This window comes from Prauserella sp. PE36, from assembly GCF_003311655.1.
GTDB classification, from domain to species: Bacteria; Actinomycetota; Actinomycetes; order Mycobacteriales; family Pseudonocardiaceae; genus Prauserella_A; species Prauserella_A endophytica.
Genome location: NZ_QEQT01000074.1, coordinates 1 through 24,927, shown reverse-complemented (window position 1 = coordinate 24,927; position 24,927 = coordinate 1). Strand labels below are relative to the sequence as shown.

The window sequence follows — 24,927 nt, the reverse complement described above, 5'->3', positions numbered from 1 at the left end:
CCGTGCGCCTAGGCTGCCGTTGACGGTACGACAACCTGGCGTGAGAGGACACGGATGCTGGACTTGCTGCTGCGTGACGTGCGGGCGCTGACCCTGACCGGCGACCGGCCCCGCGCGCACACGGTCGGCGTGCTGAACGGACGAATCGTCGGGGTGGACGAGGAGGTCGAGGGGCTGACCGCGCGGCACGTCGTCGATGGCGACGGCGCCGTGCTCACGCCCGGCTTCGCCGACGCGCACAACCACATGGTGTGGTACGGCCTTTCGCTGGCGGAGCTGGACCTTTCGGTCTGCCGCACGCCGGAGGAGGTCTACGACGCGGTCGCGGCGCGGGCGGCGAACCTGCCGTCCGACGGCTGGGTCATCGGCTCCGGCTACGACGACTTCGTGCTCGGCGGGCATCCCGACCGCGCCGCGCTCGACCGGGCCGGTGGCGGCAGGCCGGTGTGGCTGAAGCACCGTTCGGCGCACATGTGCGTTGCGAGCAGTGCCATCCTCGCGCAGGCCGGGGTGCTGGACGGCACCGCGACGGTGCCCGAGGGCGGCGTCGTGGAGCTCGACGACGACGGCGCGCCGACGGGCCTGCTCGCCGAGCAGGCGCAGCAGCTGGTCGACGCGCTCGTGAAGCCGTACCCCGTCGAGGAGTTGGTGGAGGCTATCGACCGGGCGGCGCGCGTCTACGTCGCCGAGGGCCTCACCCACGTCACCGAGGCCGGGATCGGTGGTGGCTGGATCGGGCACAGCCCGGCGGAGGCCGCGGCCTACCAGGTGGCGCGACAGCGCGGGCTCCTGCCGCTGCGGGTGGAGCTCATGCCCGCCAGCGAGGTGCTGCACCCGCTGCACGGCGACGCCTTCGGCCTCGATCTGGGTCTGCGCACGGGTTTCGGCGACGACTTCCTGCGCATCGGGCCGATGAAGATCTTCACCGACGGCGCGCTGTCGAGCCGCACCGCCGCGGTCACGGAGCCGTTCTGCGGGCACGGCGGGCTGGGCGTGCTCGGCGACGACCCCGACGTGCTGCGCGAACGCATGCTCGCCGCGCACAAGGGTGGCTGGCGCATCGCCGCGCACGCGATCGGGGACCGCGCGATCGACCTCACGCTCGACACCTTCGAGGAGGCCCAGCGCGTGCTGCCGAGGCCCGGCGTGCGGCACCGCATCGAGCACGCCGCGATGGTGCGTCCCGAGCAGCTCGCGAGGATGGCCGCGCTCGACGTCGTCCCGGTGCCGCAGGCCCGGTTCCTGTACGAGATCGGCGACACGATGGCCGAGGCGATCGGCGAGGACCGGGTGCCGTGGCTCTACCGGCACAAGTCCTTTGTGGACGACGGGCTGCGGGTGCCCGGCAGCTCCGACCGGCCGTGCGTTTCGGCCGGAGCACCGCTGCTCGGTATCCGCTCGATGGTCGAGCGCACCACCAAGGCCGGTGCGGTCCTGAGCGCCGACGAGCGGGTGGACGCCGAGGAGGCGCTGCGGGCATACACCCTCCACTCCGCCTACGCGGCCGGTCAGGAGCACGAGCGAGGCCACCTCGCGGCGGGAGCGTTCGCGGACATGGTGCTCCTCGATGACGACCCCACCACCGTGCCCAGCGAGCGGATCGGCGACATCGGCGTGCTGGCGACGTTCGTCGCGGGCCGCGCCGTGCACGGGGCGGAGAAGTTCGGGAACGCGCCGAGCTGAGCGTCAGGGAAGCGGGATCGGCAGCCGCTCGAAGGCGATCGTCTCGTAGCTGCCGCCGATCCCGGTCTCGTAGAGCAGGCCGACGGTGCGCGCGTCGAGCTGCACCAGATCGGAGTACGCGGCGGGCGCGTCGGACACGGTATGCGCCGTCCGCCACGTGCGGCCCCGGTCGTCGCTGACCCGGACACTCATCGCGCGACGAGCGTCCGGATCGGACGGTCCGGCGAACAGCAGCACGTCACCCCTGGACGTCTGCAACACGCTGCCCTGCACGCGAGGGCCCGCGAGCCCGGGCTGCTCGCGGTAGGGCGCGTCGAGCGTCTCGCCGCCGTCGCTGCTGTAGGCGTCGAGGCGATGTGCGGGCGATTCGCCCTGGTCGCGGCTGTTGAAGTACAGCCTGCCGTCGGGTAGCTCGGCCACGGTGGTCTCGTTGGCGGCGATCCAGCCGTCGGTGCGGGTGTCGGTGAAGCCGATGCGCCACGTGTGCCCGCCGTCGTCGCTGAGCAGGCAGTGCCCGCCGTAGTACTTCGCCTCGGCCCCGGTGTCGGGTGAGCCCGCCTGCGGCGAGGCGGAGTGGTTGGCGGGCACCACGATGCGGCCCACGTGCTTGCCGTGCCGCAGCTGGATGGCGTGGCAGGGGCCGGTGGCGTACCAGCGCCAGCCGGGTTCCTTCGCCTCCGCCGTGATCTCCCTCGCCGGGGAGAACGTGTGCCCGTCATCGGTGCTGCGTTGCACGAACACCCTTCTGGTGTCCTCTTCGGACACCGTGCCCTCCATGATCTCCCGTTCGGTCACGCGGCCGTTGCGGGTGGTGAGCAGGACGATCTCGCCATTGCTCAGCACGACCGGGGCCGGGTTGCCCGCGGTGGCGTCGCCATTGCTCGACACCACGGAGAGCGGCCCCCACGTGCGCCCGCCGTCGGCGGAGCGGCGCAGCACCACCTCGATCGCACCGGTGTCGCCTGCCGACTCGACGCGTCCCTCCGCGAACGCGAGCAGTTCGCCGGAGGTCGTGCGGACGAGCGCGGGGATGCGAAAGGTGTGGTAGCCCTCGGTGCCCGACGTGAACGGCACCGACGCGGCGCGGGTCGCCGCGGTGGCGGATGGTGCAAGCGCGAGGCCGGCCACGGTGGCTCCGGCGAGGGAGAGGGCGGTGCGGCGGGATACGGCGGGCATCGACAGCCTCCTTGCTGCGGGGAGAGGAACTAGACATAGGACGTCCTATCTAGGAACCTAGAGTGGTTCGCGGACGGTGGTCAAGATCCGAATTGGTCTCGACGAATGGCGTCGGCGAGCTCTAGCGTGGCCAGGCGATCGAAGGAGGCGCCAGCATGCGGGAGGACGTTCGCGCGCTGCTCGACGGGCTCGACGCGCAGCACGGGGACATCGAACGGGCGGCGACCCTGGTGCTCGAAGCCGTGGCGGGCGACGGCCTCGTCTACGCCGCCGGTGCCGGGCATTCCCTGGCGATGGTGTGCGAGACGTTCTACCGCGCGGGCGGGCTCGCCGCGGTCCGGCCGCTGTGGGATCCGCAGGTGCTGCCGCTGATGGGGGCGCTGCGCAGCTCGGGCGCGGAGCGGGAGCCGGGGCGCGGGCGGGCGTTGATCGAGGCGACGGCGCCGACGCCCGCCGACGTGGTGGTCGTGTTCTCGACGAGCGGACGCAACCCATACCCGGTGGAGATCGCGCAGACGGCGCTGGCGAGAGGCGTCCCGGTGATCGCGGTGACGTCGCTGGCGGCATCGGCACAGGCGAGCGACCGGTCCGGCACGCGGCTCTCCGACCACGCGACGGTGGTGCTCGACACCGGGGTGCCGCCGGGCGACGTGGTGCATCCGGCTGCCTCACCTCGGACGGCGGCGGTGTCGACGATCCTCGGCGCGTACCTGTGGTCGGCGTTGCTCGCGGCTCTCGACGGGCTCGCCGAGGAAAGGGGCGTGGTGCTGCCGCTGTGGACGAGCGCGAACGTGCCTGGTGGCGACGAGCGCAACGCGGAGCTGGTCGCCCGGTATGCGGACCGGATTCCGGAGCTGAACCTCGGGCTCTAGCCGCCGTCGGGAACGGGCGACTCGCCGTCGGGAGCGGGGGACTCGCGGTCGGGAGCGGGGGACTCGCGATGAGTTTGCGCGGTTCCGTCTGTCTGTACTCCTGACGGAGGTGGGCGATGGGCGACGGGTTGGACCTGCTCGAACGGGCGATCGGCTACACACTCGGGAGCCTGCGCCTGGTCAGCCTCGAGGCGCTGTCCCGGGCGACACCGTGCCGGCTCTGGGACCTCGGCGACCTGCTCGGGCACCTGGACGACTCGCTGCTCGCGTTGTCCGAGGCCGCGGACCTCGGCGTCGTCGCGCTCGATCCGCCCGGCCGAGCCGACCCTGCCGACCTCGTGGGCGCGCTGCGCGAGCGGGCCTGTCACCTCATGGGTGAGTGGACCGCCACCGGGGGCGCGGGCACGATCTCCGTCGCGGGCAGTCCGCTGCCCGGCGACCTCGTCGCGGGTGCCGGTGCAATCGAGGTCGCCGTGCATGGTTGGGACGTCGCCCGCGCCTGCGAAACGAACCGGCCCATCCCGCGAGCCCTCGCGCGCGAGCTGCTGGAGCTCTCGCCGCTGTTCGTCAGCGGTGCCGACCGGCCCGCGCGGTTCGCCGCGCCGGTCGCGGTCTCACCGCTGGCCGGCCCCTGCGACCGGCTGTTGGCCTTCCTCGGCCGAGACCCCGGCTGACGGGTGCGTGAGCGGCAGGCCGAACAGCTCGAACAGCCGCGTGTCCATGAAGTTGGCGACGTGGCTGATCCCGCCGCGGGTCAGCGTGAGCACCTGCAGCGTGAAGGCGCGGAAGTCACCGCTCTCGGGGTCCCGCAGGTACTGGGCGAACGCGGGCTGCCCGTTGGCCTCGACCGGCACCATGAGCACGCCACCCGGGCGGGCCGGGCAGCGCTCGGCCAGGTGCGTGCCCACGTCGGTGGCGCCGGAATACCAGGACGCGAAGGGCGGCATCTCCCACACGATGTCGGCGGTGAACAGCTCGACGAGCGCGGTGACGTCCTTGCGCTCGAACGCGTCGACGTACTTCTCGAGCAGCTCGCGTTGCTCCGCCGCGGCCGGCTCCTCGACGTCGTCCGGAGTCGGTGACGCCTGCGCGAGCTGGGCGCGGGCCCGCTGCAGGATGCTGTTGACGGCCGTGGTGGTGACGCCGACGGCCTCGGCGACCTCGGCCGCCCGCCACTTGAGCACGTCGCGCAGGATCAGGACCGCCCGCTGCCGGGGTGGCAGGTGCTGCAGCGCCGCGACGAGTGCGAGGCGGATGCTCTCCCGCTCGGTGACGATCGTGGCGGGGTCGCTCTGCGCGGTGCCCGCCAGCGCGTCGGGGATCGGCTCCAACCACGGAACCTCCGGCCGGTCGGCGAGGTCGTCGCCGGGATCGGCGCTGCCGCCGCCGAGCCCGGTGGGCATGGGGCGTTTGCTCCTGCTCTCCAGCGCCGTCAGGCACGCCGTGGTGGCGATGCGGTGCAGCCAGGTGCGCAGCGACGAGCGGCCCTCGAACCTGTCGTAGGCCCGCCAGGCGCGCAGGTACGTCTCCTGCACCAGATCCTCGGCGTCGTGTGCCGAGCCGAGCATGCGGTAGCAGTGCGCGAGCAGCTCCCGCCGGAACGGATCCGCCTGGCGCAGGAACTCGTCGTCCACCTTGGTGTGCGGCATGGCCGTGCCCTTTCGCTGCATCGAGGTCCTCATCCTGACAGACCCCACCGACAGGAAGAACTCATCGCGACGGCCGTCGATGAGCTCGGGCTCGCCATCCGACCCATCCGCAGTGAAGGCCACCTTCACTGCGTTGGGCGCAGGCATGGTGGCCTTCACTGCAGATGGGCTACAGCACTTCGAGGGGTTCCGGGCGGGTCGGTGGGGGGAAGCGGGTGTCCAGGGCCGAGAGGTCCTCCTGCGTGAGGCGCACCTCGAGGGCCGCCGCGTTCTGCTCCACGTGCTCGCGGGTCGCCGCCTTCGGGATCGCGCACACCCCCGGCTGGTGGAGCACCCACGCGATCGCGATCTGCGCGGGCGTCGCGCCGTGCCGCTCCGCGACCTCGGCGAGCACCCGGTCACGCAACAGCCTGCCCTGCTCGATCGGCGAGTACGCCATCACCGCCACCCCCCGCTCCCGGCACCACGGCAGCAGGTCGAACTCCGGGCCACGCCGCGTGAGGTTGTAGAGCACCTGGTCGGTCACCACCTGCTCGCCGCACGGCGTCCGCCACGTCTCACGCAGGTCCTCGCGGTCGAAGTTGCTGACCCCGAAGTGCCGGATCTTGCCGTCCGCGCGAAGCCGCTCCAGCGCCCGCAGCGTCTCCGCCAGCGGGTGCCCGCCGCGCCAGTGCAGCAGGTACAGGTCGAGCCGGTCGGTGCCGAGGCGGCGAAGGCTGCGCTCGCACGCCTCGATCGTGCCGCGCAGGCTCGCGTTGTGCGGCAGGACCTTGCTCACCAGGAACGTCTCGTCGCGGCGGCCCGCGATCGCCTCGGCGACGACCTCCTCGGCCCCGCCGTCGCCGTACATCTCCGCGGTGTCGATGAGGGTGAGGCCGAGGTCGAGGCCCGCTCGCAGGGCCTCGACCTCGGCCTCCCGGTCACGTCCGCGTTCACCCATGTGCCAGGTGCCCTGACCGAGGACGGGCAGCCGGTCGCCGGGGCCGAGCCGGAGATAGCGCATGGCCCCATTGTGGGTCAGGAGCGCTTCACCGCGTCGATCTTGAGCATCCGCGCGATCACCTTGTCGAGCTCGCTGTCGTCGAAGATCTTCTTCCAGTCGTCCTTGACGATCGTCTCGCGCCCGTAGTCCATCGCGATGAGGCACGCGTCGGAGAACGGGTTCGACCCGCGCAGGGTGTTGGTGAGCGCCACCTGCACGTGGCCGAGCAGCATCGCGCGCGCGGCGGACTCGGGGACGCCGACGGTGTGCACCGTCTCGTGCAGGGCCTCGTTGAGCAGCGAGCCCACCATGCAGGCCACCGTCTCCACCAGCGTGGGCTCCAGCACCGCGAGCTGCTTCACGGTCACCCAGTGGACGTCCACCACGGGCGCGTACATCACGCGAATGACGTCGTCGGCGAGCTTGCGCGCGGTCTCGTTGTCCGACTCGAACGCGGCGACCACCTCCTGCGGCGCCGCGATGCCGCCGAACGTGTCTGCGTACTCCTCCTTCGTGGTGCGCTCGAGGAACACCGAAGGGTGGCACGGGTGTGCCACGGCGTACTCGATGTCGTCGCGCTTGTGCAGCAGGCCCGCGTACGCCGCCGCCGGGTCCAGGGTCAGCACGATCGCGCCCGGCTTCAGCTCCGGCACGAGCGCCTCGGAAACCTTGCCCAGCACGACGTCCGGCACTGCGAGGATCACGACGTCGCTCTCGCGCGCGGCCTCGGCCGAGTCGGTGAGCTCGCGATCCTGGCTCCGCAGCAGTTCCTGCCCCTTGGGCGAGTTCTCGCTGTAGAGCACCCGGTAGTCGCTCTTCGCGAGGTTGTTGGAGACGCGCTGGCCCATCTTGCCGCCGGCGCCGACAACGGTGACCGTGGTCATGAGTTGCTCCTTAGGAATTCCACACTGTGCCGCGTCCACTCGTCCTCCAGCCGGCAGGTCGTCTCGAAGTCGTCCTGCAGCGGAAGCCAGTGCTCCACGATCTGGTTGATGTTCTTCTCGGCGGGCTTGACCCGCTCGATCATGGCGCCGTAGTCGAGGCGCCCCTCGCCGAGCCTGCAGCCCGAGAGCGTGAACCCGACCCAGCCCGCCTGCCGGGCGAAGTCGAAGTCCTTGACGTGGAGGTTGGCCACGTGACGGGCGGTGGTCTCCACGACCTGCCTGGGGTGCTCCAGGTTGGCCACGCAGTTGGCGGGGTCGAGGCAGATGCCGAGGTGGTCACTGCCGACGGCCTCCACCACGTCCACGAGGTCGGCCGAGGCCACCTGCTCGTAGGTCTCCAGCGCGAGCGTCACACCGCGCTCCGCGTAGCCGGGCACGGTTTCGCGCAGCCACTCGGCGGCCTCGGCGAGCGTCGGCCGGTCGGTGGCGGAGTACAGCATGCTGCGCACGAGCGTCACGTCCAGCGCCTCGGCGAGGTCGAGGTAACGCTTCAGGTGCTCCGGCCGCACGCCCCGGGTGCCGAGTTCGAGGGTCACGCCGAGGTCGCGGGCCACCGAACGCAGTTCCCGCAGCTCCACTGTGGACAGCCGCTCGACCGGGGCGTGGTCGCAGATCTGGAAGACGTCCGCGCCGAGCTCCCTGGTCTGCTCGAGCTGCTGCGCGAGCGTCAGCGGCTTCTCGGCGCGGTCGGAGATGCGCCAGAAGAACGCGTAGGTGCTCAGTCCGATGGCCATCAGGATCCCTTCGCCAGTGTCAGCGCCTCGTCCAGGATCTTCCCCACGGCGGCGGGGTCGTGCGCGAACCGGCCGAGGAACAGGCCGTCGACCGACCTGCCGAGCCGCGTCAGCAGGCCCGGCCCGGCGCTGCCGCCGTAGATCACGCGGACGCCGAGGCTGTCCTTGAGCGTGCCGCACACCTCGGCGATGTGCGACTCCGGCGCGGGCTCCTCGGCGCCGATCGCCCAGTGCGGCTCGTAGGCCACCACCACCGGGCCCGCCGAGCCGCCGAGCGCGGACTCCACCTCGGCGACGCACGCTGCGGCGGCGTCCGCGGCGGGCACGCGGCCGGGCTCGCCGACGCACAGCACCGGCACCAGCTCGTTGCGTAGCGCCGCCGCCGTCTTGCGGGCGACGGTCGCGTCGTCCTCGCCGTAGAGGCGTCGCCGTTCGGCGTGGCCCACCTCGGCGTAGGCGCAGCCGAGCTCGCGCAGCAGCGGCCCACCCACCTCGCCGGTGAACGCGCCGCTGTCGTCGGCGCACAGGTCCTGGGCGCCCACCCGCACCGGCGTGCCCGCGAAGATCTCGGCCACCGCCGGGATGCTGGGGAACGAGGGGAGCACGAACAGCTCGGCGTGCCCGCCCTCGATCGCCTCGTGGCCGGCGAGCGCGGCCACGTCCCTGCTCCACGCCAGTGTCCTGGCGTGGGAGAAGTACAGCTTCAGGCTGATGCCAAGGCTCAGCACGAACCCACGCTCTCGTAGTCGGTGAGCACCTGCACCTTCTTGGCTGACGCTGAGTTCTCGTCGAAGGTGTAGGTGAGCCACTCGCGGGCGAGCCTGCGGGCCAGCTCCAGGCCGATCACGCGCTGGCCGAACGTGAGCACCTGAGCGTTGTTGCTCAGCACGGAACGCTCGACGGAGAAGCTGTCGTGCGCGGTGACGGCGCGGATGCCGGGCACCTTGTTGGCCGAGATCGCCACGCCGAGGCCGGTGCCGCACACGAGCAGGGCCCGGTCGGCCTCGCCCTTGGCGATCAGCTCGGCCGCGGTGACCGCGACGGTCGGGTACGGGGTGTGCCCCTCCGCGTCGACTCCCACGTCCACAACGGACTCGACGAGCTCACTCGCCTCCAGGTCCGCCCTCAACGCCTCCTTGTAGTCGAAGCCGGCGTCGTCCGACCCGACCACGATGCGCCACTTCTGAGCCATCCCAGCCATCACACACCTTTCCTATCGGCGAGCACGCCGTGCACGACGTCGGTGATCAACGCCAGCGACACCGCGCCCGCATCGGGCGTTCCCACGCTCTTCTCGGCGAGCGGCCTGGCCCTGCCGATCTTCGGAACCAGGTCCGCCGTCGCCTTCGCGGCGGCGTCGGCCTGCTCGGCCGCACGGCCCCACGCCTCGGTGAGTCCCCTCGACTCGCCGACCGCTGTCGCGAGCGTCTCGGCGAAGGGCGCCAGCACGTCGACCAGAGTCTTGTCGCCGACCCGCGCCCCGCCGACCCTGAGCACGTTCTCCAGCCCGGCCGCGACGCCCTCGCTCACGGTCGCGGCGGTGGGCTTCTCCTTGTCCCCCAGCGTGTTCGCGATGGACCGCAGCAGCAGGCCCCACAGCGCGCCTGACGTGCCGCCTGCCTTGTCGGCCCACGCGTCGCCCGCGAGCGCGAGCAGCGTGCCCGCACCGGCGCCGAGCCGCAGCGCCTCCCGCGCGGCGTCCACGGCGGCGACCGCTCCGCGCTGCATACCGATGCCGTGGTCGCCGTCGCCCGCGACCGCGTCGATCCGGCCCAGCTCGTCGGCGTTGCCGTCGATCACCTTGCGTACGGCCTCCAGCGCGGTGAACACCACGCGTGCGGCCTCCCGCGACTCCTCGCTCGCCTCGGGCACGGTCTGCTCGGCCGACTCCACGGCGAGGTCCTCAGGCGCGGGCGGTGCCGGGGTGAGCGAGCCCTTGCGGAACGCGGGCGCGTCGGCGGGGGCCGTCCAGTACCGCTCCAGCTCCTCGTCCAGCCAGAACAGGGTCAGCGAGGCACCGGCGAGGTCGAAGCTCGTGACGAACTCGCCGACCTCGGGGTCCACCACCTCGACGCCCGCCTCGGCGAGCAGCTGCGCCACGCGCCGGTAGACGACGAACAGCTCCTCGTGCTTCACGGTGCCGAGCCCGTTGAGGATCACGCCGGCCCGCTGCCCGCGCACGTCGGTGATGTCGGAGGGCAGGTCGGCGAGCAGTGTCCGCACGAACAGCTCGGCCAGCCCGTCGGCGCTCGGCACGTCGGCCTCGCCGATGCCGGGTTCGCCGTGGATGCCCATGCCCACGGCCATCTTCCCCTCGGGGACCGTGAACAGTGGCGCGTCGGCGCCCGGCAGTGTGCAGCCGGAGAACGCGACGCCGAGCGAGCGGGTGCGGTCGTTGGCGCGCTCGGCGACGCGGTACACCTCGTCGAGGTCCAGCCCAGCCTCGGCGGCCGCGGCGGCGGCCTTGAACACGGTGAGGTCGCCCGCGACGCCGCGCCGCTTTGCGGTCTGGTCGGCGGGCGCGCTCGACACGTCGTCGGTGACCGCGAACGCCTTCGTGGGTATGCCCTGCTGGGTCAGGATCTCCGCCGCGTGTCCGAAGTGGAGCACGTCGCCCGCGTAGTTGCCGAACAGCAGCAGCACGCCGCCGCCGCTCTCGGCGGCCCTCGCCACCGAGCACGCCTGCTGCGCGGAGGGCGAGGCGAAGATGTTGCCCGACACCGCGCCGTGGGCGAGACCCTGGCCGACGAGCCCGGTGAACGCCGGGTAGTGGCCGGAGCCGCCGCCGACGAGCACCGCGACCTGCCCCGGCGTCTTGGCCGTGTTGCGGACCACGCCGCCCGGCACGCGCCGGACCCACCGCTGGTGTGCCGCGACGAAGCCGTCGAGCACCTCGCCCGCGAACTCCGCAGGGTCGTTGTACAGCCTGGTCATGCCTTGGTCACCGCTCTCTCGTCGAGGTCACCGGTCTGCGCGCGGCCGCGCTTGGCCAGCGCCACCATCAGCACCGCGGAGAGCACCATCAGCCCGCCGACGACGAACATGGGCACGACGTAGGAGCCCGTGGCGTCGTTGAGGAATCCGGTGACGTACCCGGCGGCGAACCCGGCGATGTTGCCGAACGTGTTGATGAGCGCGATGCCCACCGCGGCGGCCGCACCGGTGAGGAACTGCGCGGGCACGGTCCAGAAGTTGGGCAGTGCCGCGAAGATGGCGCACGCGGTGATGGTGATGACCACGATCGTCGCCGCGGGCGAGCCCATGAACAGCGCGATCGGGACGCTCACGCCGCCGACGAGCGCGGGCAGCGCGATGTGCCACGTCTGCAGGCCGCGCCTGGTCGCGTCCCGCGACCACAGGTACAGCACGATCGCCGCGGGCACGTACGGGATCGCGGTGATGAGGCCCTTCTCGAGCACCGTGAACGTGGTGCCGAAGCCCTCCTCGAAGCCGCTGATGATCGTCGGCAGGAAGAACGCGAGCGCGTAGAGGCCGTAGATGAAGCCGAAGTAGATGAGCGCGAGCGTCCACACGCGACCGCTGCGCAGCGCGGCCATGATGCCGCCCTTGTGGGAGGTTGCGCCCGTCTTGTTCTTCGCCTCACCCTCCAGCTCGGCGGTGAGCCAGTCCTTTTCGGCCTGCGTCAGCCATTTCGCGTCGGCGGGCCGGTCGCTCAGGTAGAACCAGGTCGCGATGCCGACGACGATCGCGGGCACCGAGACGCACAGGAACATGAAGCGCCAGCCTTCGAGGCCGAACACGCCGTGCTGCTCGATGAGCGCGCCCGCGAGCGGGGCGCCGATGACCGTGGTGAGCGGCTGCGCGAGGTAGAACAGCGCGAGGATCTTGCTCCGGTGCCGCGCCGGCACCCACAGCGACAGGAACAGGATCGCGCCGGGGAAGAACCCGGCCTCGGCGATGCCGAGCAGCAGGCGCAGCGTGTAGAGGCCGCCGACGCTGTCCACCCAGGTGAACAGCAGCGAGACGACGCCCCACGACACCATGATCCGCGCGAGCCACTTGCGGGCGCCGAAGCGGTGCAGTGCGATGTTGCTCGGAACCTCGAGCAGGATGTAACCGATGAAGAAGACCCCGGAGGCGAAGCCGTACTGGGCGGCGGTGAGCCCGAGATCGTCGTTCATCCCGTTCGGGCCCGCGAACGAGATCGCGGTCCGGTCGAGGTAGTTGATGAAGAACATGAGTGCCACGAAGGGCACGAGCCGCACGGCGACCTTTCTGATCGCCGAGCGCTCAACTGGGGACTGCTGGGTGGCGTCCACGTCGACACACTCCTGACACGCGCTGAAGATTGCGGCGATGCTAAGCACGCGTAACCGAAACGGCCCAGTGTCCATGAACGGAGTTGCAGCCATTGGACGCGGTGCGTCCAGCCGTTTCGATCCAGAAGGGGGTACCGGTGAGAATGCGTTCAGTCGACGAGGGGTTCGGCGGCCTTCGTGTCGACGATCAGCTCGGTGACGGCGCCCGCGAGCAGCGCGGCTCGCAGCACCGGGGCCTTGGCCTCGCCGAGCGCGACGCAGAGGCGGCGGGGGATGCGACGCAGCGTCTCGATCGGCAGTCCGCTGGAGCGCTGGTTCATCGCGATGTCGGTGCTCGACCCGGTCGCGTGCAGGAACACCGTCCCGAGATCGCCCACCACACCCTGCTCGGTGAGCGAGCGCAGGTCGTCGCGGTCGAGGTAGCCGGCCCGGTAGAGGTGACCGGGGATGCCACCGCCGAGCGCGCCGACGGAGAACAGCGCGACGTCGGCCCGCTGCTGCAGGCGCAGGATGCGCTGGACGCTGTGCTCGGCCCACAGCGCCGCCCGCGTGGCGGCCGAGTCGAAGAACGCGGGCACGGGGAAGTGGTGCACGCGGGCGCCGAGCACCGCGCCGAAACGGTCGAACACCCCCGAGGCGTACTCGGCGCCGGAGGAGAACGTGTTGCCCGACCCGCTCATCTGCACCACCTGCAGGCCGGGGACCACACCGGGGGTGAGGTTGCGGGCGAGCGTTGCGATGGTGATGCCCCACGTCACCGCGATCGTGGTGTCGGGCGAGAGCGTGAGCCGCAGCTTCGCGGCGGCCTGTGTCGCGACGTGCAGCAGCCGCTCGCCCTCGGTCGCCCGCTCCGGCGGCGCGATCACGGTGGCCTCCACGCCGTAGCGGTCGGCGATGAGGCGCTCCAGTGTGCTCGCCGCGCGGCCGCTGCGATGCACGGTGATCTCCACGAGCCCGGCCGTGCGGGCCTCGCCGACGAGGCGGGACACGGTCGCGCGCGAACAGCCGAGCTCCTGCGCGATCGCCTCCATCGTGAGGTGCTCGCTGTAGTACAGCTCCGCCGCCCGCAGCACCGTGGCCCTGCGCGCGGTGTTCATGCGACGTGCTCCGCGATCGCGGTGACCACCACGGCGAACGAGACCGCGCCCGGATCGCGGTGGCCCAGGCTGCGCGCTGCCAGCGGGCGAGCACGACCGAGCCGGGGACTCAGCGATGCCGTCGCCTCGGCTGCCCTCGCGGCGACGGCCGAGGCGTTGACCCACGCCGGGCCGAGCGGCAGCTCGGCGGCGAGGTCGGCCTCCAGGCTCTCGGTGAACGGCAGGAACGCGTCCACCACGGTCTTGTCGCCGACGCGGGCGTTGCCGTAGGCCGTCACGGCGTCGAGCGCGGAGCGGCACGCGGCCTGCACGGCGTTCGCGGGCGGGTCGGTGTCGGAGAGCACCCGCGCGGCCGCGCGCAGGCCCGCGCCCCACAGCGCGCCGGAGGAGCCGCCCGCCCGGTCGCTCCAGGCGTCGGCGGCGAACAGCAACGTCGTGGCCGTGCCGGCCCCGGCTTCGACGGCCCGGCGCGCGGCCGCCGCCGCCGCGCGGGCGCCCCTGGCCATCACGCGCCCGTGGTCGCCGTTGCCCGCCACCGAGTCGAGCTCGCCCAGCTCCGGCTCGGCCTCGGCGAGTGCGGCCGCCGCGGTCTCGAACGCCGCGTGCACCAGCTTGGCGACGCGCCGCGACGCCTCGCTCGACTCCGGGATGGCGCGCTCGGCGACCTCGGGCACGGGCCTCGGCGTGAGTGGAGCGGCCTCGGCGGGGCCCTTGCGGTAGGCGGGGCTCTGCGCGGGCGCGCCCCACAGCGCCTCCAGCTCGTCGTCGAGCCACGTGATCGTGAGCGAAAGACCGGCCATGTCGAGGCTCGTGATGAGCTCGCCGACCTCGGGCTCGACGATCTCGACACCCTCGGCCTCCAGTGTCGGCACGACCTCGTTCCACAGCACGAACAGTTCCTCGTACTTGGTGGCGCCCATGCCGTTGAGCAGCACGGTCGCCCGCCGAGCGCCATCGGGGCGTTCGGCGAGGACCCGCCCGACGAGCAGCCCCGCCAGCTCGCGCGCGCCCAGCAGCGGCTCCTCCGACACCCCCGGCTCTCCGTGGATGCCGAGGCCGACGCCCATCCGGCCGTCGCGCACGGTGAACAGCGGGCCGCGGGAGCCGGGTGGCGTCGGCCCCTCGAAGGCGATGCCGAGCGACACCGTTCCCGCGTTGGTGCGTTCGGCGACGCGGACCACGCCCTCCAGGTCGTATCCGGCCTCGGCCGCGGCGCCGGCGATCTTGACGACCACCAGGTCTCCCGCAGTGCCGCGGCGAAGGGACCGCTCGTCCCGTGGCGCGCTCGCGAGGTCGTCGCTCACCACCACCGAGCGCACCGGGATGCCGTCCTCGGTGAGCTGTGTGCGGGCGGCCTCGAAGTTCAGCACGTCGCCCGCGTAGTTGCCGTAGCTGAGCACCACGCCCGCGCCGGCGTCGGCCGCCGTCGCGACGGCCACCACCTGCTGCGTGGACGGCGAGGAGAACACGTCGCCCACCACGGCGGCGTCGGCGAGACCGGGACCCACCCAGCCCGCGAACGCCGGGTAGTGCCCGCTGCCGCCGCCGACCACCACAGCGACCTTGCCGGGTGTGGCCTGCGTCGCCCTGACGACGCCGCCGGGCACGCGCTGCACGAACCCGGGGAACGCGCGCGCGAACCCGGAGAGCATGTCGCTCGCGAAGTCGGAGGGGTCGTTGAAGATCTTGGTCATGGAGCCCTTTCGTGCGGATCCGCTACAGCGGCGGGGTGAGGTCGACGAGCCAGCGGCCGCCCGTCTCACTCACGCTGAGGTCGTAGGAGAACGGGCCGCCGTCCTGACGGGTGCCGCTCACGGTCGCCACGCGGGGGGCGGTGACGTCCGGCCGCAGGGAGACGCTCAGTCCCGTGGTGCCGCGCAGTTCGTCGACGTAGGTCTGGGCGAAGTCGGCGGCCTGCTCGCCCGGCTCGCCCAGCAGCAGGCCGAACTCGTCGGCGTCCCGCTCGGTCAGCGCGCGTTCGAGCCGGTCGCGCAGCTCGGCGGGCGAGGCGGCGCCGGTCTCGGGCTCGCGCGAGATCAACACGGTGACCACCAAGATCCACACCACGACGATCGCGACGACGCCCGTGACAAGCGTGTTCCTGCGCATGTCCGAACGGTATCTCACGGCGGTTCCAGTGCGGGCACCTCGCGAAGCGGCCCTTGCCCTAGCCGAGCAGCGCTACCTCGGCGCGGCCCCGGCCGCCGTGCACGCGATCTGCCCGGTGGCCACAGTGGACAGCCGGCCCGGCGATACGGAGAGCGTCACCACCACGCGGCCCACGCTGCCCGCCGTCACCGTGAACGGCGCGGCCTCGGGCGCTACCCCGGTGCCGGGCCCGCGTGCTCGTTCCTCTTTCCGTCGGGCCGGCCGCGAGCATCGCGAGGGTGTCCGCATAGGACAGCGGCGGTCCGTCGCGCACCACAGGGAACGGCTTGCCCTCCGGAGGAGGCACGGCGTCACCGTCGCGTCCTGCGCCGCCGCGCCGGTTGCCGTACCCGGTGTGGCCGCACCGGTCTACTCCTGAGCGCTCGCCCGCTCGCGATGCTTGCCGAGGGTGAAGAGGTGGTAGGTCACCGGCCCGGCGGCGGGCAGACCGAAGATCGAGAGCACGACCGCGAGGAACTCGGTGACCCCTTCCGGCAGCACGAGCCCGAACAGGTGCACGAGCCCGCCGACGATGCCCAGGTACGCCACCGCGCCGAGTGCCGTCGCGCCGACGCAGACGAGGATCAGCCGCGCCATCTCCGCGAGCTTGCCGTCGCGGATCCGGCCGGGCAGCACGCGGAGGCCGACCGCGATGGCCATGCCCGTCAGGCCGCCCACCGCGATCCCGGTGACCGAGACGGGGATCAGCACCGCGGGGTCGTCGGCCAGCAGTCCCGAGTCCCGCGCCAGTGTGCCGAGCCCGAACGCGCCCGCACCGGCGCCGCCGATCATGAGCACGAGCAGGAAGACCACCCAGCTGGCGCCGAGTACCTTGTTGCTCTCTTGCTCCGGAGCCGGGGTCCTAGCGGATTTCCGTTCGTCAGGGCCGGAGTTCGACCAGGCTGCCGAGGCCCGAGAGTTCGATGACCCGCCTGCTGGCGGAGCCGAAGGGCGCCATGATCTGGCACTCCGTCTGCAGCAGCCGGAGCCGTTCCACGAGCGCGAACAGGATGCGCAGGCCCGCGCTGTCGAGATAGGTGACGCCAGCGAGGTCCAGCCGCACGGTCACCAGGTGGTTGCTGATCGCGGCGAAGATGTCGTCCTGGATGACCTCGCAGTTGGAGAGGTCCACCTCGCCGGTGATCGCGATCTCGACCGTGCCGGTGTCGGGGGACAGTACCTCGATGTTCGCCGTCGTCATGCTGGATCTCCGCCGGTGACGTTCTTGCGGATGTGCACGAGGGTTCCTCCCGGTCCGTGTTCGAACCTGAGGTCGTCGCTGAGCTGGCGCATGAGCTCCGTTCCCTTCCCCCGATGGGTGCCGCGGGGTGACCGCCAGTGGCCGGTGTCGCCCACGGTGGCGATCACCTCCCCTTCCCTCGCCTCGAAGCGCAGCGAAAGCGTGCCGCCGAGCGGGCCGTACGCGTGCTCGATGACGTTGGAGCACGCCTCGCCGACCACCACCAGCATGTCCCCGACCTCGTCCGGCGACGCGCCCGCCGACGGCAGCCAGCGGCGCAGGGTCGCGCGCACGTCGGCGAGCACCTCGGGGACCGCGTCCAGGTCGAAGCTGATCTCACGCAGCTCCTCGGCCTCCTGTCTGCGCAGGGCGAGTACGGCGATGTCGTCGTCGGTGGGGCTCGTGCCGACGAGCCGCGACATCACGCGCGAGCACAGCTGCTCGGTCGGACCCGTGGTGACTGCCTCGCACAGGAGCCGCAGCCCGTCGTCGAGCGTGCGGTTCCGCCGCTCCACGAGGCCGTCGGTGTAGAACAGCACCGTCGCGCCCTGCGGGACGTCGATCGTGCCGCTGCGGCGCTGAACGGGGGCCGTGCCGATGCCGATCGGCGGATCGATCGGCAGGTCGATCAGTTCCCCCCGCTCGCCCGGCAGCGCCAGCACCGGCGCGAGATGCCCGGCGAGCGAAAGGTGCAGCCTGCTGAGCGAGGGCTCCCACATCGCGTACGCCATCGTCACCATCGTCTGTGGCTCGAAGTGGCGCATGTGCCGGTCGAGCCGGGCGAGCACCTCGGTGGGGCTGTCCGAATCCAGCGCGTACGAGCGGGTGGCCGTGCGCACCCTGGTCATCACGGTCGCCGCGGGCAGCCCACGTCCGACCACATCGCCGACCGTGACGCACAGCCAGCCCGAGGGCAGGGTGAAGACGTCGTACCAGTCACCGCTGACGCCGCTCTCCTCGCCGGGCGCGTATCTCGCGGAGAGCTGCAGACCGGGGATGGTGGGCAGCCGGGCCGGAAGGAGCGTGCGCTGAAGCGCGGACGCCGCGGCTCGCTCGCCGCGCGTGAGCCCGGTCCGGGTCGCCAGCGCCAGCCGGTCGCCCGCTACCTGCAGGATCTCGACGTCCTCCTCGGTGAACGGCGTCGAGTCGAGCGTGCCGACGTGCAGCACGCCGAGCATTTCGCCACCGGCGAGCAGCGGGACACCGGCGAGCGAGCGGATGCCCTTCTCCCACAGTAGCGGGTTGACCACCGTCGTCGGGTCGACCTGCTGGATCACCAGTGGCTTACGGGAGGCCGCGATGTGCCCGGCGAAGCCCTCCCCGATCGGGATCCGGACGCCCTGGCGCACCTCCTCCTCGATGCCGGAGGACGCGGAGGCCACCAGATGCTCACCGCCGCTGTCGAGCAGCAGCACGGTGGCGGTGTCGGCATCGAGGAGGTCTCGCGTGCGTTTGAGCAGCTCAGGCAGGAGCTGCTCCAGATCGAGATGGGCGAGGGTGCTGTCCGTGACCGCCTCGATGCGGCGGAGCCGGCTCTCCGCGTTGCCCCCGGAATCGACCGACCTCGGCATGAGGAGGAGCATAACGTCGGCCATGCCGTGCGGCAGCGCCCGACTTGTTGGCCAGGGCGAACGGCCATCACAGCCCAGGACGCTCCTCGGCCAGCAGCGGCTCGAACAGGTCGCCGTACTCCTCGACGCGCTCCAGCACCTCGTCGGCGGTGAACACGAGGTCTGCCGCGGTCTCGCACTCGGCGACCTCGTCCCACAGCAGCGGGGTCGACACGGTCGGTGACGGCCGCGCGCGCAGCGAGTACGGCGCCACGGTGGTCTTCTTCGTGTTGTTCTGGCTCCAGTCGATGAACACCTTGTGCGGCCGCAGGTTCTTCGCCATGCGTGACACCACCAGCTCGGGCATGGCCTGCTCGAGCCGCTCGGCGAGCTGCTTGGCGTACTCGCTGGTCCGCTCCGCCGAGCGCACGCGCACCGGCGCGTACAGCTGCATGCCCTTGGAGCCGCTGGTCTTGGGGTGCGCCTCGATGCCGTCCTCGGCGAGCTCGTCCCGTAGCCGCAGCGCGACCTCGCAGCACTCCACGATCGTCGCGGGCTCGCCGGGGTCGAGGTCGAACACGAGCAGGTCCGGTTTGCGCCTCGCGCCGCGCGGTCCCACGGTCCACTGTGGAATGTGCAGTTCGAGGCTCGCGAGGTTGGCCACCCACATGAGCGTGGGCAGGTCCTGGATCAGCGCGTAGTCGGCCTTGTCGGAGCCACGGGAGCTGCCGGGCGTCTCGATGCACACCGTGCGCACCCAGTCCGGCGCATGCCGGGAGACGTCCTTCTCGAAGAACGACTTGCCCTCCACGCCGTTGGGGTAGCGCTTGAGCGTCAGCGGCCGGTCCTTGACGTGCGGCAGCAGCACCGGGGCGACGCGGGCGTAGTAGTCGAGCACCTCGCCCTTGGTGAAGCCGACGTGCGGGTAGAGGATCTTGTCCAGATTGGACACCCGCATGCGGCGGCCGTCCACCTCCACGAGCGGGCTGGTCATGAGCCGAGCTCCTTCGGGTCGAGGTCCGGTCGCAGCCCGCGCCAGGCGGGTGCCCGCAGCCTGCCGTCCTCCGTCCAGTCCTTGAACACGACCTCGCCGACCAACGTCGGCCGCACCCAGCGGGCGCCCTTCGCGCGTTCCCTCGGGATCTCGCCTGCGAACGGGGAGGACTTGCGTTCGAGCCTGCGCAGGCGCTTCAGCAGGTCGCGCAGCATGTCGTCGGTGAACCCGGTGCCGACCTGCCCGATGTAGCGCAGCCCGCCGTCCTCAGGCAGCCCGAGCATGAGGGAGCCGAACGTGTCCGAGCGCTTGCCCTCGCCGGGCCGCCAGCCGCCGATCACCGCGTCGAGCGCGCGCAGGTCGGTGATCTTGAGCCAGTCGGTGCTGCGCTGGCCCGGCGCGTAGGGCGAGTCGGTGCGCTTGGCGATCACGCCCTCGAGGCGCTGCTCGTCGGCTGCCTCCACCACGGCGGCGCCCTCGCCCGCGAAGCTCGGCGACAGCTGCCAGTGCGGCCCGCCCAGCTCCAGCTCCTCCAGCAGCTGCCTGCGCTGCGCGTACGGCAGCCGCACGCACGAACGGCCCTCCAGGTGCATCAGGTCGAACACGAGGTAGGTCACCGGCTGCTGCTTCGAAAGGTGCCGCGCCCGCTGTTCGTTCGCGTGCATGCGGGACTGCAGTGCCTTGAAGCTCGGCCGCCCGTCGCGCAGCGCCACGATCTCGCCGTCCAGCCACACCTGCGTGCTGCCGAGCTGCTCGCCGAGCCCGCGCAGCTCCGGGTAGGTGGCGGTGATGTCACCGCCGCGCCGGGAGAACAGGGTCGCCCTGCCGCCCTCGACGCGGGCGAGCGCGCGCACGCCGTCCCATTTGAACTCGTACGCCCAGTCGTCGTCCTCCTCGGCCGGCGGCAGGGTGCCGGCGGTGGCGAGCATCGGCGCCAGCAGCTCCGGCAGCGGTTCCCAGTCCGGGTCCTGCGGCGGATCCTTGCGGATCACCTGCCAGTCCTCTCCACTGCGGAAGAAGACGTACTTGCCCTCGACGCGGCCGCCGTGCAGGACGATCGACACCTCGCGGTCGGACCACTTCAGCGTCTCGTACCGGCCGCTGTCCCAGATGAACATCTCCCCGCCGCCGTACTCGCCCTTCGGGATCTCCCCGGAGAACGTGGCGTACTCGAGGGGATGGTCCTCGGTGTGCACGGCCAGCCGAAGTGTGCCCTGCTCCGTGGGCAGCCCCTTCGGGACGGCCCACGAGACCAGCACGCCGTCGCGTTCGAGCCGGACGTCCCAGTGCAGGCGGCTGGCGTGGTGCTCGTGGATGACGAACGTGTCGTCGTCACCACGAGGCACCACGTCGCCTTCCGGCAGTGGTTCCGGCGTGTGCCCGGCACGCCGTTTCCGCCGGTACTCGTCGAGTTTCGACCCCATGGCAAGGGTCTACCCGATCCGGGCGCTCAGGTCACCCGCTCACCGACTCGACGAGCACGGCGCCGCTGCCGATCCGCAGGTCGTCCGGGGTGCGAACGGTGACGAGACCGCGCAGGACCCGGCCGTCGGCGGGCTGCCCGGTGGCCGTGACCGTGCCGGGAACCGTCCACGTGGCGCCGGTCGGCCTCGGCGCGTCGGTGTCGGTCACCGCGATCGTGCCGAACGCCGGGTTCGCGAACAGGTCGAGGTAGTCGTACTCCGTGGAGCCCGAGGGCACCGCGTAGCCGTCGACCTCGACGCGCCACGTCCCCGCCGCCGGGTTGCGGATGGTCACCGACTCCTCGGAGTCGCCGTCGGCGCTGTAGTTCGCCAGCGCGCACGTCCCGCTCGTGCAGTTGTAGACGTACAGGTCGAGGTCGGCGCCGCCGTCGGAGGTGTTGCCGATCGTCGCGGTCAGCGCCGTCGACCCCGGTGTCACCTCGATGTCGTAGCTCTGCAGCTCGCCCTCGGCGACCGACGGCCTGGCCACGCGGGCGCTGTCGAGCGGGCCGCCGGTGAGCCGCCCGGTGAACTGGCCGAGCGTGCTCGTGACGGTGTACTCCCGGTCGATGGGCGTGCCGAGCCGTGCCTGGGCGATGACGTCGGGGTCCGGGCTGATCGTCGTGCCCTGCGCCGCGATGGTCAGCGCCCACGGCACCTCGGCCGCGTCGGAGGTCCGCCGCGCTTCGACCACGATCTCCCACACGCCCGGCATGGGGTCGGTCACCGCGCGGCTCGTCGGCGAGCCCGTCGGGCAGCCCGCACCGGCGTCGGGGTTGTAGCAGTTCGTCGACGACGTCGGGTCCACCGGGACGCCGGTCGGGTCGTAGCGCACGAACCGCACCTGGCCGGTTCCCGGCTCGGGGCCGCCCGCCGCCATCTCGATCTGCAGGTTGCTCGTGCCCTCCGGAACCCGGACGAACACGCTCCTCGCCTGGTTGCGCTGGATCGTGCCGGAGGCCTCCACCACGTAGCCGTCGGCCGCAGTGAGGTCGTAGGGCGCGAACACGGTGTTCATGGTCTGCACGTCGATGCCCGTGGTGCGCACGTCGTCCAGCCGCAGCAGCGCGGAATGCGTGCCCGCGGTGCGGGGGTTCACCCGGACGTCGAACGTGACGGGCCGATCGAGCGGCAGCCGCACCGAGCGGGCGGAGGAGAACGTGCCGTCGTTCCCGACCCAGCTCACGCGGTAGTTCACGGGGGTCGACGGCCCCGTCGTGCGCTTGAGTGTGTAGGTCCGCGTGTACGCCTTGCCGATCGTCACGCCCTCGCGGTCGTGGATGCCCACACCGGTGTTGGGAGTCTGCAGCTGTCCGGAGAGGACGGTGCTGACCGGCACCGACGTGGTCACCTCGTGCACGCCGGGGCCGCGGAGTGCCGTGAGAGCCCGCAGCGTGTCGATCAACCCCGCGCCCTGCGCGTTGGCGTCGATGCCGTCGACGAACCGCGAGGTGGACGTCAGCGCGGAGCGAAGTGCGGTCACCGGAGGGCGCTTGCCGCCGTGCAGTGCCTTGTAGGCGCTCACGAGCAGCGCGGCCGCGCCGGCCGCCTGCGGCGCCGCCATCGACGTGCCGTTGAACATGCCGTACCCGGCGGGCAGCTCGTAGGTGCCCGGCACCGGCTCCGGCGGCTGCCAGCGCGGGATCGACGAGACCGCCGCGCCGGGCGCGACGAGGTCGGGCTTGAACCCGCCGTCCTCGCGAGGACCGCGTGAGGAGAACGGGTGCAGCGACTCGGCGACCGGCGAGGAGGAGCCGTAGTTCGACAGCCACGTGTCGTCGGTGATGTAGGAGCCCACGCTCAACGCGTCGGTCGCCACGGACGGGTCGCCGACGGAGTTCGCCCCGGCGCCGCTGTTGCCCGCCGAGATGAACAGCTGCACGTTGTAGGTCTCGATCACGCGGTTGTACAGCTCGGCCCGCGCGTTGTTGCCGTCGTTGAGCGCGGGCAGGCCGCCGATCGAGATGTTCACGACGTCGGCGCCGTTCTCCGCCGCGTAGACCACGCCGTCGATGAGCCCGCTGGACGTGCACGACGGAGTGGAGAGGCACACCTTCACCGACATCAGCTTCGCGCCGGGCGCGGCGCCGTCCATGTTGCCGCCGAAGAGGTCGTTGCCAGCCGCGATGCCGGCGACGTGGGAGCCGTGCGCAGCAGCGGCGACGCCGACGTTGACGTAGCCGGCCTTGTCGGTCTGCACCACGAACGCCACGCGCTCGACGACGCCCGTGGCCGGATCGTCCGCGCCGAAGTAGCCGACGTCCTGGCGCACCTTGTAGTCGATCATCGACTTCTCGTCGGTGAAGTCGCCGTCGCCGTCGAGGTCGACGCGGACCTCCTTGGACGCGGTGTCCTGCAGGACGCCGTAGCTGTCGGAGCGGTCGCCGTCGCGGTTGATGTCCCCGCCGATCTCGCTCGCGGCGGTGCCAAGATCGCCCGCGACCTCGGAGAACACACCGAAGCTGAAGGCGCCCTCGGGGGCGGTCCACTGCCTGCCGTTCGCGGTGAACGTGCCGGAGTAGGTCTCGCTCGACATCGGCACCCACGTTCCGTCGCCCGATGTGGGGGAATTGGCCGTGTACCAGTCGACGATCTTGCGCTGGCCCGTGCTGGTCCGCGCGAGCGCCGGGTGGTCGAGGTCGACCCCGGAGTCCAGCACGGCGACGGTGGTGCCCCGCCCGTCCCAGAACGGGAAGGTCCTGCCGAACTGCGCGGCCTTGGTGTCGCCGGTGGGCAGATAGGGATTCACCCTCGGCGTGTTCTCGTCCGGCGCCGGCTGCGGCGACGGGTCGGTCGCGCCGACGGGAGCGGGCTCGTCGCGTGCGATGAGCCCGTCGATGTCGACCGCGTCCACCGACTTGAGCTTCGGAGCGACCTCCGCCTGCCCGATGGGCACGGTGACCTTGAGGTAGTCGAGTTGCTCGTTCGCCGAGCGGACCACACCGCCGATCGACTCCAGCTCACCCGCCGCGGCGTCGGCGCGCCCTCGCTGCGCCGCGACCAGCAGGGTGACCTGCGACCGCCCGGAGTCCTTCGCCTGTTCGAGGAGGGTCAGATCCTCCTGGTCGAGGATCTCCTCGTCACCGGGTGGCGGCGGTGCCGGTGGTTGTGCCAGCGCCTGCGGGGCGCTGAACCCCAACGTGCTCACGGCGACGATCAGTCCCGTGATGCCGGCCCGCTTCAACGAACGTCTTCCGCTCAACTGCCTCGACCTCCCGCCAGCGCGATGCTCCGAGCATCTGCGTGAGGCTCACAAACGTTTCACATCCAGGTGAACCTGACCGAAAATCCCAACTTTCGTAGGGTCGGCCGCCAAGGGCGTGTCCGCGGGACACGGGAGGGGTTCGTTCGAAAGGATGTTCGACGGCCAGACCGCCCCCGTGTCCCCTGGAGGATCGCCCGCCCATGATGGGTCGTACCCACGCGCTCACCGGCTGGTGCGCCGGACTCGCCGTCGCCCCCTTCGCCGGGGTCACCACGCTCGCGCAGGTGCTGGTGTTCGCGGCGACGACGGCCGGTTTCGCGCTCCTGCCGGATCTCGACCATCCCGGAGCGCGGGCTTCGAAGCTGCTGGGCCCGCTCACCGGCGGGCTGTCGTGGTTGCTGCGCAAGGCATCGGCCTGGCTCTACGCGGTCACCAAGGGGCCGCGCGACGAGCGGGGCAAGGGCACCCACCGGCACCTGTCGCACACGTTGCTGTTCGCCGTGGCGCTCGGCTTCGCCACGTCGGCGGGCACCGAGGCCGGTGGCCCGTGGGCGGTCGCGGGCGTGGTCCTGTTCGGGCTGCTGCTGGCGGAGGACGCACTCGGCGACTGGCTGCTGCCCGTTTCGGGCGGCGCGGTGGTGTGGTGGGTCTACGAGAACAACCCCAACGCGCTCGCCGAGCTCGACGCCGTCACCGGGCTCCTCGGCATCGCGGTGGCGCTGGGCTGTTTCACGCACTGCCTCGGCGACGCGCTCACCGAGTCCGGTTGTCCGTTCCTCTTCCCGCTCCCGATCGCGGGCGAGACGTGGTACGAGCTGCGCCCGCCGAGCTGGCTGCGGTTCCGCACCGGCAAGGGCTTCGAGAACGGCTTCGTCTTCCCCGCGTTCGCGGTGCTCGCGGTGCTGCTGAT

At 71.8% G+C, this 24,927-nt stretch carries 23 protein-coding genes; 5 read left to right on the top strand and 18 right to left on the bottom strand.

Annotated features, from left to right (window positions below; all coding sequences use genetic code 11):
- Positions 1–54 precede the first annotated feature (54 nt).
- Positions 55–1,683, top strand: a complete 1,629-nt coding sequence (locus DI005_RS20365) for an amidohydrolase (protein ID WP_113643156.1) — start codon at positions 55–57, stop codon at positions 1,681–1,683.
- A gap of 3 nt (positions 1,684–1,686) precedes the next feature.
- Here the strand turns inward: DI005_RS20365 and DI005_RS20360 are convergent, their stop codons facing one another.
- Positions 1,687–2,859 (bottom strand): exo-alpha-sialidase, encoded by a 1,173-nt coding sequence (locus DI005_RS20360; protein ID WP_113643155.1) that lies wholly within the window; start codon positions 2,857–2,859, stop codon positions 1,687–1,689.
- 155 nt (positions 2,860–3,014) lie between these two features.
- On the opposite strand from DI005_RS20360, the gene DI005_RS20355 reads away from it, so the two are divergent.
- A complete protein-coding gene (locus tag DI005_RS20355; protein ID WP_113643154.1) occupies positions 3,015–3,731 on the top strand; it encodes an SIS domain-containing protein in 717 nt (238 codons plus the stop codon).
- A gap of 116 nt (positions 3,732–3,847) precedes the next feature.
- The gene (locus DI005_RS20350) at positions 3,848–4,405 is read left to right on the top strand and encodes a TIGR03086 family metal-binding protein (protein WP_113643153.1); all 558 of its coding nucleotides are present in this window, start codon (positions 3,848–3,850) and stop codon (positions 4,403–4,405) included.
- On the opposite strand, the gene DI005_RS20345 is transcribed toward DI005_RS20350, so the two are convergent.
- From DI005_RS20345 to DI005_RS20295, 11 genes are all read right to left on the bottom strand, one after another.
- A complete protein-coding gene (locus DI005_RS20345; RefSeq protein WP_112266581.1) occupies positions 4,346–5,401 on the bottom strand; it encodes a sigma-70 family RNA polymerase sigma factor in 1,056 nt (351 codons plus the stop codon). The genes DI005_RS20350 and DI005_RS20345 overlap by 60 nt on opposite strands.
- 148 nt (positions 5,402–5,549) lie before the next feature.
- Positions 5,550–6,383, bottom strand: a complete 834-nt coding sequence (locus tag DI005_RS20340) for an aldo/keto reductase (protein ID WP_113643152.1) — start codon at positions 6,381–6,383, stop codon at positions 5,550–5,552.
- 14 nt (positions 6,384–6,397) lie between these two features.
- Entirely contained in the window at positions 6,398–7,246 is an 849-nt protein-coding gene (locus DI005_RS20335; protein ID WP_112264776.1) for a phosphogluconate dehydrogenase C-terminal domain-containing protein, read from the bottom strand.
- On the bottom strand, positions 7,243–8,040 hold the full coding sequence (locus DI005_RS20330) for a sugar phosphate isomerase/epimerase (RefSeq protein ID WP_113643151.1): 798 nt from the start codon (positions 8,038–8,040) through the stop codon (positions 7,243–7,245). Before DI005_RS20330 ends, DI005_RS20335 begins: the two co-directional genes overlap by 4 nt.
- On the bottom strand, positions 8,040–8,768 hold the full coding sequence (locus DI005_RS20325; protein ID WP_113643150.1) for a triose-phosphate isomerase family protein: 729 nt from the start codon (positions 8,766–8,768) through the stop codon (positions 8,040–8,042). Before DI005_RS20325 ends, DI005_RS20330 begins: the two co-directional genes overlap by 1 nt.
- Positions 8,762–9,232 carry a ribose-5-phosphate isomerase gene (locus DI005_RS20320; RefSeq protein WP_112264770.1) on the bottom strand — a complete coding sequence of 157 codons (471 nt, stop codon included), beginning with the start codon at positions 9,230–9,232 and terminating at the stop codon, positions 8,762–8,764. The genes DI005_RS20325 and DI005_RS20320 overlap by 7 nt, the downstream gene beginning before the upstream one ends.
- Before the next feature lie 8 nt (positions 9,233–9,240).
- Positions 9,241–10,974 (bottom strand): dihydroxyacetone kinase family protein, encoded by a 1,734-nt coding sequence (locus DI005_RS20315; RefSeq protein WP_113643149.1) that lies wholly within the window; start codon positions 10,972–10,974, stop codon positions 9,241–9,243.
- On the bottom strand, positions 10,971–12,320 hold the full coding sequence (locus DI005_RS20310; protein ID WP_113643148.1) for an MFS transporter: 1,350 nt from the start codon (positions 12,318–12,320) through the stop codon (positions 10,971–10,973). Before DI005_RS20310 ends, DI005_RS20315 begins: the two co-directional genes overlap by 4 nt.
- A gap of 149 nt (positions 12,321–12,469) precedes the next feature.
- Positions 12,470–13,417, bottom strand: coding sequence for a sugar-binding transcriptional regulator (locus DI005_RS20305; protein WP_113643147.1), 948 nt, complete (start codon positions 13,415–13,417; stop codon positions 12,470–12,472).
- Complete coding sequence (locus DI005_RS20300; RefSeq protein ID WP_113643146.1) at positions 13,414–15,111, bottom strand: dihydroxyacetone kinase family protein; 1,698 nt, start codon at positions 15,109–15,111, stop codon at positions 13,414–13,416. Before DI005_RS20300 ends, DI005_RS20305 begins: the two co-directional genes overlap by 4 nt.
- Before the next feature lie 22 nt (positions 15,112–15,133).
- On the bottom strand, positions 15,134–15,526 hold the full coding sequence (locus tag DI005_RS20295) for a hypothetical protein (RefSeq protein ID WP_112264760.1): 393 nt from the start codon (positions 15,524–15,526) through the stop codon (positions 15,134–15,136).
- On the opposite strand from DI005_RS20295, the gene DI005_RS37970 reads away from it, so the two are divergent.
- A complete protein-coding gene (locus DI005_RS37970) occupies positions 15,525–15,944 on the top strand; it encodes a hypothetical protein (RefSeq protein ID WP_137095708.1) in 420 nt (139 codons plus the stop codon). The genes DI005_RS20295 and DI005_RS37970 overlap by 2 nt on opposite strands.
- Here the strand turns inward: DI005_RS37970 and DI005_RS20290 are convergent.
- From DI005_RS20290 to DI005_RS20265, 6 genes are all read right to left on the bottom strand, one after another.
- Entirely contained in the window at positions 15,935–16,378 is a 444-nt protein-coding gene (locus DI005_RS20290) for a hypothetical protein (RefSeq protein ID WP_113643145.1), read from the bottom strand. The genes DI005_RS37970 and DI005_RS20290 overlap by 10 nt on opposite strands.
- A 67-nt stretch (positions 16,379–16,445) precedes the next feature.
- Positions 16,446–16,766, bottom strand: a complete 321-nt coding sequence (locus DI005_RS20285; protein ID WP_113643144.1) for an STAS domain-containing protein — start codon at positions 16,764–16,766, stop codon at positions 16,446–16,448.
- The gene (locus DI005_RS20280; RefSeq protein ID WP_112266579.1) at positions 16,763–18,376 is read right to left on the bottom strand and encodes a SpoIIE family protein phosphatase; all 1,614 of its coding nucleotides are present in this window, start codon (positions 18,374–18,376) and stop codon (positions 16,763–16,765) included. The genes DI005_RS20285 and DI005_RS20280 overlap by 4 nt, the downstream gene beginning before the upstream one ends.
- 67 nt (positions 18,377–18,443) lie before the next feature.
- Positions 18,444–19,349 (bottom strand): non-homologous end-joining DNA ligase, encoded by a 906-nt coding sequence (ligD, locus tag DI005_RS20275; protein WP_112264754.1) that lies wholly within the window; start codon positions 19,347–19,349, stop codon positions 18,444–18,446.
- Positions 19,346–20,773, bottom strand: a complete 1,428-nt coding sequence (gene ligD / locus DI005_RS20270) for a non-homologous end-joining DNA ligase (protein ID WP_113643143.1) — start codon at positions 20,771–20,773, stop codon at positions 19,346–19,348. Before ligD (DI005_RS20270) ends, ligD (DI005_RS20275) begins: the two co-directional genes overlap by 4 nt.
- 31 nt (positions 20,774–20,804) lie before the next feature.
- A complete protein-coding gene (locus DI005_RS20265) occupies positions 20,805–24,014 on the bottom strand; it encodes a S8 family serine peptidase (RefSeq protein ID WP_113643142.1) in 3,210 nt (1,069 codons plus the stop codon).
- 203 nt (positions 24,015–24,217) lie between these two features.
- Here DI005_RS20265 and DI005_RS20260 point away from each other — a divergent pair.
- The coding region (locus tag DI005_RS20260; RefSeq protein WP_147263870.1) for a metal-dependent hydrolase at positions 24,218–24,927 on the top strand (710 nt) is incomplete at its 3' end.

Bases quoted from the DNA above. Each gene is read 5' to 3' on its own strand.
- DI005_RS20365 (WP_113643156.1), top strand. From the start codon at position 55: ATGCTGGACTTGCTGCTGCGTGACGTGCGGGCGCTGACCCTGACCGGC.
- DI005_RS20360 (WP_113643155.1), bottom strand. From the start codon at position 2,859: ATGCCCGCCGTATCCCGCCGCACCGCCCTCTCCCTCGCCGGAGCCACC.
- DI005_RS20355 (WP_113643154.1), top strand. From the start codon at position 3,015: ATGCGGGAGGACGTTCGCGCGCTGCTCGACGGGCTCGACGCGCAGCAC.
- DI005_RS20350 (WP_113643153.1), top strand. From the start codon at position 3,848: ATGGGCGACGGGTTGGACCTGCTCGAACGGGCGATCGGCTACACACTC.
- DI005_RS20345 (WP_112266581.1), bottom strand. From the start codon at position 5,401: ATGCAGCGAAAGGGCACGGCCATGCCGCACACCAAGGTGGACGACGAG.
- DI005_RS20340 (WP_113643152.1), bottom strand. From the start codon at position 6,383: ATGCGCTATCTCCGGCTCGGCCCCGGCGACCGGCTGCCCGTCCTCGGT.
- DI005_RS20335 (WP_112264776.1), bottom strand. From the start codon at position 7,246: ATGACCACGGTCACCGTTGTCGGCGCCGGCGGCAAGATGGGCCAGCGC.
- DI005_RS20330 (WP_113643151.1), bottom strand. From the start codon at position 8,040: ATGGCCATCGGACTGAGCACCTACGCGTTCTTCTGGCGCATCTCCGAC.
- DI005_RS20320 (WP_112264770.1), bottom strand. From the start codon at position 9,232: ATGGCTCAGAAGTGGCGCATCGTGGTCGGGTCGGACGACGCCGGCTTC.
- DI005_RS20315 (WP_113643149.1), bottom strand. From the start codon at position 10,974: ATGACCAGGCTGTACAACGACCCTGCGGAGTTCGCGGGCGAGGTGCTC.
- DI005_RS20305 (WP_113643147.1), bottom strand. From the start codon at position 13,417: ATGAACACCGCGCGCAGGGCCACGGTGCTGCGGGCGGCGGAGCTGTAC.
- DI005_RS20300 (WP_113643146.1), bottom strand. From the start codon at position 15,111: ATGACCAAGATCTTCAACGACCCCTCCGACTTCGCGAGCGACATGCTC.
- DI005_RS37970 (WP_137095708.1), top strand. From the start codon at position 15,525: ATGTCCGAACGGTATCTCACGGCGGTTCCAGTGCGGGCACCTCGCGAA.
- DI005_RS20295 (WP_112264760.1), bottom strand. From the start codon at position 15,526: ATGCGCAGGAACACGCTTGTCACGGGCGTCGTCGCGATCGTCGTGGTG.
- DI005_RS20285 (WP_113643144.1), bottom strand. From the start codon at position 16,766: ATGACGACGGCGAACATCGAGGTACTGTCCCCCGACACCGGCACGGTC.
- DI005_RS20280 (WP_112266579.1), bottom strand. From the start codon at position 18,376: ATGCCGAGGTCGGTCGATTCCGGGGGCAACGCGGAGAGCCGGCTCCGC.
- ligD (WP_112264754.1), bottom strand. From the start codon at position 19,349: ATGACCAGCCCGCTCGTGGAGGTGGACGGCCGCCGCATGCGGGTGTCC.
- ligD (WP_113643143.1), bottom strand. From the start codon at position 20,773: ATGGGGTCGAAACTCGACGAGTACCGGCGGAAACGGCGTGCCGGGCAC.